Annotated in this window: 13 protein-coding genes and 1 riboswitch; of the genes, 10 read left to right on the forward strand and 3 right to left on the reverse strand. The window is 38.1% G+C overall.

The genetic code is table 11. The features are described 5' to 3' along the window. Positions 1-139: 139 nt before the first annotated feature. On the reverse strand, positions 140-1,309 hold the full coding sequence (locus tag ACQKIH_RS17255) for an MFS transporter (RefSeq protein ID WP_057983618.1): 1,170 nt from the start codon (positions 1,307-1,309) through the stop codon (positions 140-142). A 170-nt stretch (positions 1,310-1,479) separates the two neighbouring features. After that, positions 1,480-1,797, reverse strand: coding sequence for a thioredoxin family protein (locus tag ACQKIH_RS17260; protein ID WP_057983620.1), 318 nt, complete (start codon positions 1,795-1,797; stop codon positions 1,480-1,482). Positions 1,798-2,085: 288 nt separating this feature from the next. On the opposite strand from ACQKIH_RS17260, the gene ACQKIH_RS17265 reads away from it, so the two are divergent. The 10 genes from ACQKIH_RS17265 to ACQKIH_RS17310 all read left to right on the forward strand — a co-directional run bounded on the left by ACQKIH_RS17265 (position 2,086) and on the right by ACQKIH_RS17310 (position 12,311). Next, on the forward strand, positions 2,086-4,425 hold the full coding sequence (locus tag ACQKIH_RS17265; RefSeq protein WP_427768058.1) for a 3-hydroxyacyl-CoA dehydrogenase/enoyl-CoA hydratase family protein: 2,340 nt from the start codon (positions 2,086-2,088) through the stop codon (positions 4,423-4,425). Positions 4,426-4,483: 58 nt separating this feature from the next. Continuing rightward, a complete protein-coding gene (locus ACQKIH_RS17270; RefSeq protein WP_057983624.1) occupies positions 4,484-5,656 on the forward strand; it encodes an acetyl-CoA C-acetyltransferase in 1,173 nt (390 codons plus the stop codon). Positions 5,657-5,910: 254 nt separating this feature from the next. Then, positions 5,911-7,692, forward strand: coding sequence for an acyl-CoA dehydrogenase family protein (locus tag ACQKIH_RS17275; protein ID WP_057983626.1), 1,782 nt, complete (start codon positions 5,911-5,913; stop codon positions 7,690-7,692). A 104-nt stretch (positions 7,693-7,796) separates the two neighbouring features. Next, positions 7,797-8,153: an arsenate reductase family protein gene (locus tag ACQKIH_RS17280; RefSeq protein ID WP_057983628.1), complete on the forward strand. Its 357-nt coding sequence runs from the start codon at positions 7,797-7,799 to the stop codon at positions 8,151-8,153. An 80-nt stretch (positions 8,154-8,233) separates the two neighbouring features. Next, a complete protein-coding gene (gcvH, locus tag ACQKIH_RS17285) occupies positions 8,234-8,614 on the forward strand; it encodes a glycine cleavage system protein GcvH (RefSeq protein WP_057983630.1) in 381 nt (126 codons plus the stop codon). A 75-nt stretch (positions 8,615-8,689) separates the two neighbouring features. Continuing rightward, a complete protein-coding gene (locus ACQKIH_RS17290) occupies positions 8,690-9,016 on the forward strand; it encodes a toprim domain-containing protein (protein ID WP_057983632.1) in 327 nt (108 codons plus the stop codon). A gap of 7 nt (positions 9,017-9,023) precedes the next feature. After that, positions 9,024-9,329 (forward strand): thioredoxin family protein, encoded by a 306-nt coding sequence (locus ACQKIH_RS17295; protein ID WP_057983635.1) that lies wholly within the window; start codon positions 9,024-9,026, stop codon positions 9,327-9,329. A gap of 56 nt (positions 9,330-9,385) precedes the next feature. Next, positions 9,386-9,498, forward strand: a riboswitch (SAM riboswitch). A 157-nt stretch (positions 9,499-9,655) separates the two neighbouring features. Continuing rightward, positions 9,656-10,684 (forward strand): methionine ABC transporter ATP-binding protein, encoded by a 1,029-nt coding sequence (locus tag ACQKIH_RS17300; protein WP_427768037.1) that lies wholly within the window; start codon positions 9,656-9,658, stop codon positions 10,682-10,684. Beyond that, positions 10,677-11,345 (forward strand): methionine ABC transporter permease, encoded by a 669-nt coding sequence (locus tag ACQKIH_RS17305; RefSeq protein ID WP_057983639.1) that lies wholly within the window; start codon positions 10,677-10,679, stop codon positions 11,343-11,345. The genes ACQKIH_RS17300 and ACQKIH_RS17305 overlap by 8 nt, the downstream gene beginning before the upstream one ends. Before the next feature lie 159 nt (positions 11,346-11,504). Beyond that, positions 11,505-12,311, forward strand: coding sequence for a MetQ/NlpA family ABC transporter substrate-binding protein (locus ACQKIH_RS17310; protein WP_057983641.1), 807 nt, complete (start codon positions 11,505-11,507; stop codon positions 12,309-12,311). A gap of 45 nt (positions 12,312-12,356) precedes the next feature. Here ACQKIH_RS17310 and gltC read toward each other — a convergent pair whose 3' ends face one another. After that, positions 12,357-13,259, reverse strand: a complete 903-nt coding sequence (gltC, locus tag ACQKIH_RS17315) for a glutamate biosynthesis transcriptional regulator GltC (protein WP_057983643.1) — start codon at positions 13,257-13,259, stop codon at positions 12,357-12,359. Positions 13,260-13,562 lie beyond the last annotated feature (303 nt).

A 13,562-nucleotide genomic window follows, 5' to 3' on the forward strand; every position in this document is an offset into this window, starting at 1 on the left:
ATAAAAAAACACCTCCTAATTGAATTTTAGGTATCTAAACCCGAATTCAATCGAAGATGCTTTTTTTATTTGTCTATACTTTTGGGGTCAGTCCCTTATAATCGGGTAGCCTTTCATATTTGCTCTAAAACTAATTGTTTTAAGTAAGCTTTGCGCCTTTCCACATGAATGTGAAAATGGTTGTTAAGATTAAGATAATTAAACCAGCGATAAACGGAAGTAAAATTCGAATATCGTAAAGGGCACCTGCAAGAAGTGGTCCTAAAATATTTCCGATACTCATATAGGCATTGTTCATCCCCATCGCAAAACCTTGTTCATTTCCTGCTAATTTTGAAATCAACGTTGTTAGAACAGGTCGTAAAATGGAAGTCGCAAGGAAAATCATTAATGAGATAGCAAAGAACATTTCATACGTTCCTGCAAGAATGGCCAGTAAAAAGCCAACTGCTGTCACGATTAAAAATAGTTTCAAAACATTTACTTCGCCGATTAACTTTACAATGCGGTCTACAACGAAAAGCTGCATAATGACACCAACTAATCCTGTTGCGGTAATCATAAAGGCAATTTGTTGTGGTGTGGCTCCGAATTGATCGTTCACATATAAGCCAAGCACCGTTTCATAGGACATTAATCCGAAACTCATAATAAGTGTAATAACTAATGGAATGAAGAATGGTTTTTTCACCGATAAAAGTACGTCTTTTATCATCGATTGATTTGGCTCGTTCGACATTTCCATCTTTTCACTTAAACTTTCAGGCAATGTAAAGTAGGATACGACAAATGCTAATAATCCAACGATTGCTGAAACAAGTAATGGTGCTTTTAAACCGTAATCAGCTAAAAAACCACCAATACCAGGTCCGATAACGATACCTAAAGACATTGCTGCTGAAATAAAGCTATTTCCTTTCGCACGTTGATCCATTGTCGTAATATCAGCAACGTAAGCATAAATTGCTGGGATTAAAAGTGCACAGCCGATACCACCGATTGCTCGTGAAATATATAGTAAAACAATAGAATCTGCAAAATAGAACATAAACATCGAGATAGCTAATATAAGTAATCCGGCATTAATAAGCGGGCGACGTCCATATTTATCTGCCCATTTCCCACCAATCGGAGAAACTAAAAATTGAGCGAAAGCAAAAATCGCGATAATTAACCCTGCTGCAGTTCCACCTTGTCCGATATCTTTTAAGTAAGCTGGAATGATTGGAATGATAATCCCAAAGCTCCCGACTGCAATAAACATATTTAACATTAATAATGCTAATTTTTTTCGTTGATCTGAAGTCATATAAAATCCTTTCGTAATACATAAATTTGCGCATAGTAACCCATTGTATTACGGATTGATACCAATGACAAATTTAAAGATTGATAGAAAATTTCCATCTTTATAAAGAGATTTAGTGAAAAAAAAAGCGAATCTAAAAGAAATCCTTTTAGACCCGCTTTTTCGTTGTATTAAGCTTGTGCGTTTAAAAACTCTTCCACTTGTGCAGGAGATTTTGCGTTTGCACTGTGTAGGTGAGCTAATTTCTCGCTATTTTGGAAAATTAATAATGAAGGAATCCCCATTACTTGATACTTCTCCGCTAATTCAGGGAAGTTATCGCGGTTAATTGAATACCAGTCATATTGAGCGTACTCTTCAATAATTGGATCGATAAACATATCCATGCGTGTGCAGTCTGGGCACCAACCAGCGAAAAACTTAAGTAATACTTTTTTGTCTGTACCTGTTAATTCGTTAAATTGTTCAATTGTTGTAATTTCTTGCATTTTAATCACGCTCCTTTTGCCCATTCTACACAGAAAAGGGAATTGGGAAAAGGAATTCAACTCCAAAACAGCACTTGTTCTAGCTAATACTAAAGTAGAATAATAAATAATTAGAAAATTCAAAGAAAATTATTGCGAAAATTACCAATATAAACTACACTAAGAACAGAAAAGATGTTTGAAGTTTTTTTTTCACTTAAAAATGAATGATTGTTCATTCAAGGGTAAAAGGGGGAAGTGCTTGTGTCTTACAAAGTTCAAAAAGCAGCCGTATTAGGTTCAGGGGTAATGGGGTCAGGTATAGCAGCACATTTAGCAAATATCGGGATTCCTACATTATTATTAGACATTGCACCAAAAGAGTTAACGGACGCGGAAATTGCAAAGGGATTAACGTTTGATTCCAAAGCGGTGAAAAACCGATTCGCTAATGGAGCAATGCAAAAATTATTAAAACAAAAGCCAGCGCCACTTTCGGCAAAGAATAATTTAGCGCTTATTACACCGGGGAATTTCGATGATGATTTAGACAAATTAAAAGATGTTGATTGGATCATCGAAGTTATTGTAGAAAACTTAGATATTAAAAAAGGATTATTTGAAAAAATTGATGCAATCCGTAAACCAGGCACAATTATTTCATCCAATACATCAGGGGTAAGCATTAATGCAATGGCGGAAGGACGTTCAGAAGATTTCCAAGCACATTTCCTTGGCACGCACTTCTTCAACCCGCCACGTTATTTAAAATTATTAGAAGTCATTCCGTCAAATACGACGAAGCCAGAAGTTGTAAGCTTTATGCAACAATTTGGTGAAGATGTCCTTGGTAAAGGGGTCGTCATTGCAAAAGATACACCAAACTTTATCGCCAACCGTATCGGTACGTACGGCTTACTTGTAACGATGCAGGAAATGATAGCCCGCAATTATACAGTCGGTGAGGTTGATTCGGTAACGGGTACACTGATCGGTCGTCCAAAATCAGCTACATTCCGTACGTTAGATGTTGTAGGGTTAGATACGTTTGTCCATGTATCAAAAAATGTGTATGACCAAACAACTGGTGAGGAACAGGCTGTTTTTGAAGAATCACCAATTCTAAAAAGAATGGTTGAAAATGGCTGGTTAGGCGCAAAGACAGGTCAAGGTTTCTTCAAAAAAGAAGGAAAAGAGATTTTACAATTAAATTTATCGACATTGCAATATGAGCCATCGAAAAAATTAGTAGCTCCTTCATTAGAAATGGCAAAGCAAGCAAAAGGACCAGGTGGCAAATTAAAAACATTAATTTATGCCAATGACCGTGTGGGAGAACTTTTATGGAATTCATTTGCACCGACATTAATTTACTCAGCAAAACTGACAGGTGAAATTGCGGATGACATTGTAGCAATTGATAATGCGATGAAATGGGGCTTCGGCTGGGCACAAGGACCATTCGAAATGTGGGATGCCATTGGTGTTGAAAAATCTGTTGCCAAAATGAACGAAGAAGGACGCGAAATTCCTGCCTTTGTTACAAATCTATTAAATAATGGATACTCAACATTCTACTCGGAAATTGATGGAGATCTAGTTTACTTCAATGGAGCGGAATATGTAAAAGTTCCGGTAAATGAAAAAGCAATTGATTTAAGACGTTATAAGAAAAAACATGGGGTCATTAAATCGAATGCAGGTGCTAGTTTAATAGATTTAGGAGATGGTATTGCATTATTAGAATTCCATTCACAATCCAATGCCATTGGTTTAGATATTATCCAAATGATCAATTTCGCGATTGACGAAGTGGAGAAAAACTATAAAGGTCTCGTAATCGGAAATCAAGGTAAAAACTTCTGTGTCGGTGCGAACCTCGGCATGATTTTAATGGAGGCACAGGATGATAATATTTTTGAACTTGATTTTGTAATCCGTTCCTTCCAACAGGCGATGCGCCGAATTAAATATAGTGTAAAACCAGTCGTGGCAGCACCTTTCCAAATGACGCTAGGTGGCGGTGCGGAAGTTTGTTTACCTGCTGCACATATTCAAGCATCGGCGGAAACGTACATTGGCTTAGTAGAAGTCGGTGTTGGCCTAATTCCAGGTGGTGGCGGAAATATCGGTCTATATGAGAAGTTCCTAAAGGGCTTACCAAATGGCGTGGATATGGACTACCAAACGATTGCCAATAAAGTATTTGAAACTGTTGCACTTGCGAAAGTATCAGCTTCAGGAGATGAAGCGCGTGAAAATAATTTCTTAGACTTTGCTGACGGAATTTCCGTTAATCCAGATCACCTAATTTATGATGCCAAGCAAGCAGCATTAGCACTTGCAAACGCGGGCTATACAGCACCAATGAAAAAGGCTGTGAAAGTAGTCGGGGCACCGGGTTATGCAACGTTATTACTAGGTGCACAAGGGATGTATGATTCTGGATTTATTAGTGAGCATGATTTGAAAATTGCTAAAAAGCTTGCATATGTCATTGCAGGTGGCTTAGTACCATATGGAACAGAAGTTTCGGAAGACTATTTATTAAATCTTGAAAAAGAAGCATTTTTAAGTTTAGTAGCCGATCAAAAATCACAAATGCGTATGCAGCACATGCTTGTAAAAGGTAAGCCATTACGTAACTAATATTTCATGTTTAGTGGCAATTGGAGTCACTAGCTTATAACAAGGGGGATACATCATTATGCGTGAAGCTGTTATCGTTGCAGGGGCGAGAACACCAATTGGGCGTGCAAAAAAGGGAACACTTGCAAATACTCGTCCGGATGATTTTGGTGCAGTAGTAGTAAAGGAAACGTTAAAACGTGCGGGCTATGAAGGTCCGATTGATGATTTAATTATGGGCTGCGCGATGCCTGAAGCGGAGCAAGGGATGAATGTTGCGCGATTAGTTGGTGCGTTGGCAGGCTTGCCAGATACAACACCAGCTTTGACGGTTAACCGTTTCTGTTCGTCAGGTTTACAAACAATTGCTTATGCTGCGGAAAGAATTATGCTTGGCCACTCAAAAGCGATTATCGCGGGTGGTACAGAATCGATGAGTATGATTCCAATGACAGGAAATACAGTTCGTTTAAATCCGAAGCTAGCAGAAGAAGCACCTCAATACTATATTGGTATGGGGCATACAGCGGAAGAAGTCGCAAAGCGTTACAATGTGAGCCGTGAAGAGCAAGATGCTTTCGCAGTGCGCTCGCATGAATTAGCTGAAAAAGCGATTAAAGAAGGCAAATTCCTCGACGAAATTGTACCGGTTGAAGTCATTGAGTACACAGTTGACGATAATAATAAACTACAAGAAAAGAAAGTGATTTTCGATACGGATGAAGGGGTACGTCCGGGCACTTCAATGGAGGGTTTAGGAAAATTACGTCCAGCTTTCCATGTTAAGGGATCTGTTACAGCGGGAAATGCATCTCAAACATCAGATGGTGCAGCAGCAGTGTTAGTGATGGACCGTGAAGAAGCAGAGAAGCAAGGCATTCAGCCACTTGCCAAGTTTTTAGGCTTTGCAGTTGGCGGAGTGCCACCGGAAGTAATGGGAATTGGTCCAATTGTAGCCGTTCCGAAAGCGTTAAAAATTGCTGGTTTAACACAAGACCAAATCGACCTTTGGGAAATTAATGAAGCATTCGCATCACAATCGATCCAAGTAGTACGTGAACTTGGCATTGATATTGATAAAGTGAATGTCAACGGTGGTGCCATTGCATTAGGCCATCCACTTGGCGCAACAGGTACGATTTTAACGGTGAAGCTTATTAATGAATTAAAACGACGCGGCGGCAAATATGGTGTCGTGACGATGTGTATCGGCGGCGGAATGGGTGCAGCGGGCGTATTTGAAGTACTTTAACTTCTTTCAGCAGTTGTCTTAACAACCGCTGAAAGAAGTTAAGCCTCCGGCGGATGTCACGGAATCGGAAAGGAGTTCTTTTAAGGATGTTAGCCTAAGTTCGTCGCATCCATGCGACAACGGCTAACTGACCTGCATCGTGCAGGCCCAAGCACAAAGCCGATTCCAGACGAAAATATGCCGAGGCATATTTGATTAAAATATTTTTGACTTAGCTATTTCCAATCACAAAGACCTTAGGGGAGGAATTTATCATGGAACAAACAACAAACATTATTAAAGGTGGCGGCTTCTTAATCGAGGACGTTGAAATCGATCGTGTCATTACGCCAGAGGATTTTACAGATGAACAAAAAATGATTGCACAAACAACTCAGGACTATGTAACAAACGAAGTATTACCAGTCGTTGAAAATTTAGAAAATCATGAGTTCGAGCATTCAGTACGCTTATTAAAAACAGCAGGGGAGCTAGGTTTACTTGCAGCGGATGTACCAGAAGAATATGAAGGGCTTGGTTTAGATAAAATCTCTTCTGCACTTATCGCAGAAAAAATGTCGGTAGCAGGTGGTTTCTCGATTACACATGGTGCGCATGTTGGAATCGGTTCATTACCAATCGTATTATTCGGGAATCATGCACAAAAATCTAAGTATTTACCGAAGTTAGCTTCAGGTGAGTTAATTGCTGCCTATGCATTAACGGAGCCGGGCTCAGGTTCAGATGCATTAGGTGCAAAAACGACAGCGAAATTAAACGCAGCGGGCACGCATTACATCTTAAATGGTGAAAAGCAATGGATTACAAATGCAGGCTTTGCAGATGTCTTCGTAGTTTACGCGAAAATTGATGGTGAAAAGTTCACGGCATTCATTGTAGAACGCGCATACAAGGGCGTTTCGGTTGGTCCAGAAGAGAAGAAAATGGGGATTAAATCATCTTCAACTCGTACATTAATTTTAGAGGATGCAGAAGTACCAGTAGAAAACTTATTAGGTGAAATTGGTCGTGGCCATATTATTGCCTTCAATATTCTAAATGTAGGACGTTACAAACTTGGGGTAGGTACGGTTGGGGGTTCAAAGCGTGCATTTGAGCTTGCGGTAGCGTATACAAATCAACGTCAACAATTCAAAACACCAATTTCAAGTTTTAACTTAACGAAAGAAAAGTTAGCGACAATGGCATCACATATTTATGCATCGGAGTCTTTAAACTATCGTACAGTTGGTTACTTCGAAGATCGCTTAAGCCAGTTATCAGATGAAGAACAAAAAGATGGTATGGCAGTTGCAGGTGCCATTGCTGAGTACGCTATTGAATGTTCGATTGCGAAAGTATTCGGTTCAGAAACATTGGATTATGTGGCAGATGAAGCAGTACAATTACACGGTGGCTATGGCTTTATGGCTGAATATGAAGTAGAGCGTATTTACCGCGATTCACGTATTAACCGTATTTTTGAAGGAACAAATGAAATTAACCGCATGATTGTACCGGGTACATTCATGAAGAAAGCATTAAAAGGTGAATTACCGCTATTACAAGTAGCGCAAGACTTACAAAACGAATTATTAATGCTAATGCCTGAAGAAATTGGCGACGCAGCATTAGAACAAGAAAAATATTTAGTGAAAAACGCGAAGAAAATTGCGGTTCTTGCAGCGGGCGCGGCAGCACAACGTTTTGGTGCTAAACTAGATCAAGAGCAAGAAGTTTTGGTGAACATCGCAAATATTGCGAACCAATTATATGCAATGGAATCAGCGGTAATCCGTACGCAAAAAGCAATCGCGCGTGATGGTGAAGAAAAGGCGGCACAAAAAATTCTTTATACGCAAATTTTCTGCCAAGAAGCATTTGCAGAAATCGAAAAAGAAGCAAAAGAAACACTACTTGCGACAGTTGAAGGGGATGCAGGACGTATGATTTTATCTGCATTACGTAAATTAACACGTAATAATCCGTACAACTTAATTCCGAAAAAACGTGAAGCATCAGTGAAATTAATTGAAGCTGCTAAGTATGTTGTATAACCTATAAATGAGAATCGGATGTGGGACGCCGCATCCGATTTTTGAATTGTGTATGCGAATCCGTTACAATAGTGGAAAATAGATTGTAAAAAAGGAGCACTTTCATGACAATTCAATTGATTCAATATCCAAAATGTACAACTTGCAAAAAAGCACAAAAATGGTTCGATGAAAATGGGATTACATACGAAAATAGAAATATCGTTGAACAAACACCTTCTGTGGAGGAATTAGAATCGATTTATAAAGCGAGTGGCTTGCCTTTGAAGAAATTTTTCAATACATCTGGCATAAAGTATCGAGAGCTTGGCTTGAAGGATAAGTTGGAAACAATGACTGAAGAGGAGCAACTAGCATTACTTGCATCGGATGGTATGTTGATTAAAAGACCGCTTGTTACAGATGGTAAAAATTTAACATTAGGATTTAAGGAGTCTGACTTCTTAGAAACTTGGAAATAAACCGTGTAACATATTGAATTTCCGAACGATTTATGGCAAACTGAACATGAATATACTACATATTACTTGGAGGGATTTTCATGAACACACCGAAAGAATTGAAATATACTAAAGAGCACGAATGGGTAAAAATTGAGGATGGCAAAGCAACAATCGGTATTACGCACTTTGCACAATCTGAACTTGGCGACATCGTATTCGTTGAGCTTCCAGAAGCTGGCGACGATATTACAAAAGACCAACCATTCGGTAGCGTAGAATCTGTTAAAACAGTTTCAGAATTATATGCACCACTTTCAGGTAAAGTTGTATCAGTAAACGAAGAGTTATCTGACAATCCTGAGTTTGTTAACGAATCTCCATATGAGCAAGCATGGATGGTTGTTATCGAATTAACAAATGATGCTGAGTTAGAAGAATTAATGGATGCAGACGCATACACGCAATTAACTGAGCAATAATAATCCGTACGCTAAAATCTGTTTATGCAGGTTTTGGCGTTTTTTTTCATTTCAATACTATTGGAGGGGTTCCGAATGGAGAAATGTATTATCGTAGAAGGGCGGTCAGATAAACTTCAAATTGCCCCTTTACTAGCTGAACACGTTGTGATACTTTGTACGAATGGCACGATAAGTGAAGATGAATTAATTGCATTATTAACGCCGTACGAGCAATATGAAATGGTCACGATGTTCGATGTTGATAAAAATGGAGAGAAATTGCGCAAGTTGATGAATCGTACTTATTCTGAAGCACAGCATTTAATAATTCCAAAGCAATATATTGAAGTGGCTGAGACACCAGCGCCTATTTTAATTGAACTTCTTAAAGATGCGAAATTTTTAGTAAAAGAAGGATGACGGTAGTATGGATCAATGGACGAAAGAACAATGGATAGAGCAGGTACAAAGTGGAGAGCAATGTGCCTTTTATTTATATACACCACTATGTGGGACATGTGATGTAGCGTCAAAAATGTTAACAGTAATTGAGAATTTATTACCGGATGTGCCGATTGGAAAGGCGAATATTAACTATTTAGGTGATTTTGCCATGGAGATGCAGGTAGAAAGTGTCCCGTGTTTAATCATTGCGAATAATGGGGAAATCCAAGAAAAAATATATGCATTTCAATCCGTACCTTTTTTATATACATTGTTAAAAAAAGATTGACGTTCCTAATTTCACGTGATAGAGTATCATTTATAACAAAAAACTTAATAGCGTTACTCTTATAAAGAGAGGCGGAGGGAAGTGCCCTATGAAGCCCGGCAACCAGCATCGTATGATGAAAAGGTGCCAAATCACACAAAGTTTAAAGTTTAACTTTGAGAGATGAGAGAACGGTTCAACATAAATATGTGAAAACCTTTCTACTTGTCGTCGTAGAAAGGTTTTTTTGTTTTTTAAACAGTTTGAAAATTAAGTGAAACTGCTCGCGCGAAAAAAGGTATTTTGCAAATAACGAATCAGTTATTTCAAATAAAGGAGTTCAAAAAATGATTGACTTACAAAATATATCGAAAATTTATAAGACGAAAAACGGTGAACTAAAAGCTGTAGACCAAGTAAACTTATCGATTAAGCAAGGTGAAATTTACGGTATTATCGGTTACAGTGGTGCTGGTAAAAGTACGATGATTCGACTATTAAATGGTTTAGAAAAACCAACAGTTGGTTCAGTCATTATAAATGGCAACGATATTTCAAAAGCTTCTGGAAAAAAATTACGAGATGCAAGGCAAAAGATCAGCATGATTTTCCAACATTTCAATTTACTTTGGTCGCGTACTGTGGAAGAAAATATTGCCTTTCCACTTGAAATTGCAGGAGTTTCAAAAGAACAACGAGCAAAACGTGTAGAAGAACTAATTGAGCTTGTTGGACTAGCAGGTCGAGGGAAAGCGTATCCTTCACAGTTATCAGGTGGTCAAAAGCAACGTGTCGGAATTGCCCGCGCACTTGCCAATAATCCGGAAGTTTTACTAGGTGACGAGGCAACATCTGCACTGGACCCAGAAACGACGGATTCAATTTTAGAACTGTTACTTGATATAAATAAAAAAATAGGATTGACGATTGTACTCATTACACACGAGATGCATGTTATCCGAAAAATTTGTGACCGTGTTGCCGTAATGGAAGCGGGTAAAGTAGTGGAGCAAGGCGAGGTTCTCCAAGTATTCCAAAATCCTCAAGCACCGATTACGAAAAACTTTATGGCGCAAATATCTGGAGAAACACAAGAAATACAAGCGTCACTTGAGCAAATTTTAGCCAACTATCCATCAGGGAGAATTGTAAAGCTAGGCTTTGTCGGTCAAACAACAGAGCAACCTGTTATTTCACAAATCATTAAGCAATTTGATATTGTCGTGAATATTGTACATGGCAAAATTTCAAATACGACAAGTGGCCCGCTCGGTACATTGTTTGTTCATATTGAAGGATCGAATGACCAAATTAACGCCGCTTTAGAAGTACTTGCGCAACATAAAGTTCAAACGGAGGTGATTGGACATGATTGAACAATTATTTCCGAATGTAGATTGGGCAAAGATGCTCGATGCAACATATGAAACGATTTATATGACGGTTATCGCAACCGCCGTGACATTTGTACTTGGTTTAATCATCGGAATTGTCCTATTTTTAACGAGTGATAATCAGCTATGGGCAAATAAAATCGTCCATTTCCTAACGGGGTCAGTCGTGAATATTTTCCGTTCGATTCCATTTATCGTATTAATTATTTTACTCATCCCATTCACGAAATTTTTACTTGGCACAATTCGAGGTGCCAATGCGGCATTACCAGCACTAATTATTGGTGCAGCCCCGTTCTATGCGCGGATGGTGTTGATCGCATTGCGTGAAATTGATAAAGGTGTGATTGAGGCAGCTCGTTCAATGGGGGCAAAAACGTCGACAATTGTATGGAAGGTACTCATTCCAGAAAGTTTGCCAGCATTGATTTCGGGTCTTACAGTAACGGCTGTTGCACTTGTAGGTTACACAGCGATGGCAGGGATTATTGGGGCAGGTGGACTGGGTACATCAGCATTTTTAGATGGCTTCCAACGTAACCGCCAAGACGTAACATTCGTGGCAACCGTTTTAATTTTAATCATCGTATTTATTATTCAGTATATTGGTGATGTCATTACCACAAAAGTAGATAAACGATAGTTCATGGCTCAAGCCGTAATTATAGAAAATACGTTTTGCATTATTTCTAACGATCATAACAGACGCGCGCTTTATAAAAGTGCCTTTCTGTAATGTCTAATGACTGAAAATAGGGAATGTTATGTGAAACGATAAAAAGAAAAAGGTAGGTAGGAGAAAATGAAAAAATTATTATCAAGTGTTTTATTAGGAGCATCAGTATTAGCTTTAGCAGCATGTAGTTCAGATGAAGAAACATTAATAGTAGGTGCTTCAAATACACCGCATGCAGTTATTTTAGAGCAAGTAAAACCAATTTTAAAAGAGCAAGGTATTGAACTTGAAATTGAACCTTATACAGATTATGTTTTACCAAACCAAGATCTTGACTCAGGTGATATAGATGCTAACTTCTTTCAACATATTCCGTATTACGAAGGGCAAATTGCAGATTTCGACTATGACTTTGCAAATGCGGGCGAAATTCACATTGAGCCAATCGGAATTTATTCGAAAAAATATAAAACATTAGAAGAACTTCCAGAAGGTGCTTTAGTATTACTATCAAATTCTGTATCTGATCACGGTCGTATGCTGTCATTACTTGAAGCAAAAGGATTAATCACACTTGCAGATGGTATTGATAAAACAAAAGCTGAAATTAAAGATGTTAAAGAAAATCCAAAAAACTTGAAATTTGATTACAATACAGCTCCAGAACTTTTAGTGCAAATGTACGAAAATGACGAGGGTGATGCAGTATTAATCAACTCAAACTTTGCAATTGATAATGGCATTAACCCATTAGAAGATTCAATCGCAATTGAATCAAGCGATGAGTCACCATATGTAAACATTATTGCAGTGCAATCAAAAGATAAAGATTCAAAAGAAATTAAAGCGTTAGTGGACGCTTTACATTCAAAAGAAGTGCAAGACTTCATTTTAGAAAATTGGGGCGGTTCAGTCGTACCAGTTACAAAATAATTGAAAGAAACTCCCGCAAACTGTATAAAAAGTTGCGGGAATTTTTTATTGAAATCCGGATACACGTGAATAAAATTGTGCAACGAAATCTAAAAATATTTCTTCAGAAGGTGCGAGTACCCTTGTCGTTGGTGTAATAATTCCGACATTTCGACGAATTGCTGGATTGGCAATCGGTATTCTTACAGTCATTCGGGGTGTTGAATCATACAGTGAGCTTTCTGGTAATAAAGACACGCCAATCCCCGCAGCAACTAACCCTTTTAATGCATCCATATCTTCGCCTTCAGAAGTGATTTTTGGAACAAAGCCAGCAGATTTACAAGCATCCACGGCTACTTTGTGTAAAATATAGCCTTCTGGAAACATGACGAAATGATCATGACGCAATTCGATTAAGTTAATATTTTCCCTTTTCGCGAGTAGATGATTTGCTGGGAGTAGTGCGTGAATGTTTTCACTAAAAAGTACAGTTGTATTTAGTGTTTCATCTTTTGGTGGTAATGGGCCGAGTAAAGCTAAATTCAATTCGCGATTTTTAACAGCCTCAATTAAATACTTATAAGATCCTTGGCGTAAATGGAAGGAAACGTCTGGATATTCCTTTTTAAATGCGGAAATAATGGTAGGAAGTACATAGCTTGCCAAACTTGTTGGGAACCCGACTTTAATCGTACCTTTAGCAGGATCTAAATATTCCTCGACTTGTTTTGCAGCAAAATCAATCGCTTTGAGCGCAACAATCGTGTGTTCTAAAAAAGTTTTGCCAATCGGCGTTAACTTGACATTACGTCCAACCCGCTCAAAAAGTGGGGCGCCGAGCTCTTCTTCTAAATTGGCGATTTGTCTACTAATTGCGGATTGAGCAACACGTAAATGTTCCGCAGCTTCAGAAATATGCTCGCGTTCTGCTACCGCCACAAAATAACGTAACTGTCTTAATTCCAAATTTTCCACCTCTATTATCTATAAAGAAGATTGATTCTAATGAAAACTATATAGGATTTTCAAAACTTTACAATGTAAATCTAATTATGAAGTATCGGAAGTAAGGCGTTTTTTTAGAATAGAGAAGTGAAATTGATTCTCAGTTGCAAGTTTCCTATTGAAAATAATAAATTAAAATAAAACACTATATTAATAGTAGAAACGACTTGGAGAAAAGAATAATTAAAGAATCTACTAGAAATATTAATTAAAATCATTCTAAACTATTTGCAACCAATCACCTTTTCAGTTAAGATTGGATAT

It is taken from the genome of Solibacillus cecembensis, assembly GCF_050272495.1.
GTDB classification, from domain to species: Bacteria; Bacillota; Bacilli; order Bacillales_A; family Planococcaceae; genus Solibacillus; species Solibacillus cecembensis.

What these genes read in the sequence shown, in the direction of transcription:
- ACQKIH_RS17255 (WP_057983618.1), bottom strand. Translation starts at nt 1,309, where the DNA reads ATGACTTCAGATCAACGAAAAAAATTAGCATTATTAATGTTAAATATG.
- ACQKIH_RS17260 (WP_057983620.1), bottom strand. Translation starts at nt 1,797, where the DNA reads ATGCAAGAAATTACAACAATTGAACAATTTAACGAATTAACAGGTACA.
- ACQKIH_RS17265 (WP_427768058.1), top strand. Translation starts at nt 2,086, where the DNA reads ATGGGGTCAGGTATAGCAGCACATTTAGCAAATATCGGGATTCCTACA.
- ACQKIH_RS17270 (WP_057983624.1), top strand. Translation starts at nt 4,484, where the DNA reads ATGCGTGAAGCTGTTATCGTTGCAGGGGCGAGAACACCAATTGGGCGT.
- ACQKIH_RS17275 (WP_057983626.1), top strand. Translation starts at nt 5,911, where the DNA reads ATGGAACAAACAACAAACATTATTAAAGGTGGCGGCTTCTTAATCGAG.
- ACQKIH_RS17280 (WP_057983628.1), top strand. Translation starts at nt 7,797, where the DNA reads ATGACAATTCAATTGATTCAATATCCAAAATGTACAACTTGCAAAAAA.
- gcvH (WP_057983630.1), top strand. Translation starts at nt 8,234, where the DNA reads ATGAACACACCGAAAGAATTGAAATATACTAAAGAGCACGAATGGGTA.
- ACQKIH_RS17290 (WP_057983632.1), top strand. Translation starts at nt 8,690, where the DNA reads ATGGAGAAATGTATTATCGTAGAAGGGCGGTCAGATAAACTTCAAATT.
- ACQKIH_RS17295 (WP_057983635.1), top strand. Translation starts at nt 9,024, where the DNA reads ATGGATCAATGGACGAAAGAACAATGGATAGAGCAGGTACAAAGTGGA.
- ACQKIH_RS17300 (WP_427768037.1), top strand. Translation starts at nt 9,656, where the DNA reads ATGATTGACTTACAAAATATATCGAAAATTTATAAGACGAAAAACGGT.
- ACQKIH_RS17305 (WP_057983639.1), top strand. Translation starts at nt 10,677, where the DNA reads ATGATTGAACAATTATTTCCGAATGTAGATTGGGCAAAGATGCTCGAT.
- ACQKIH_RS17310 (WP_057983641.1), top strand. Translation starts at nt 11,505, where the DNA reads ATGAAAAAATTATTATCAAGTGTTTTATTAGGAGCATCAGTATTAGCT.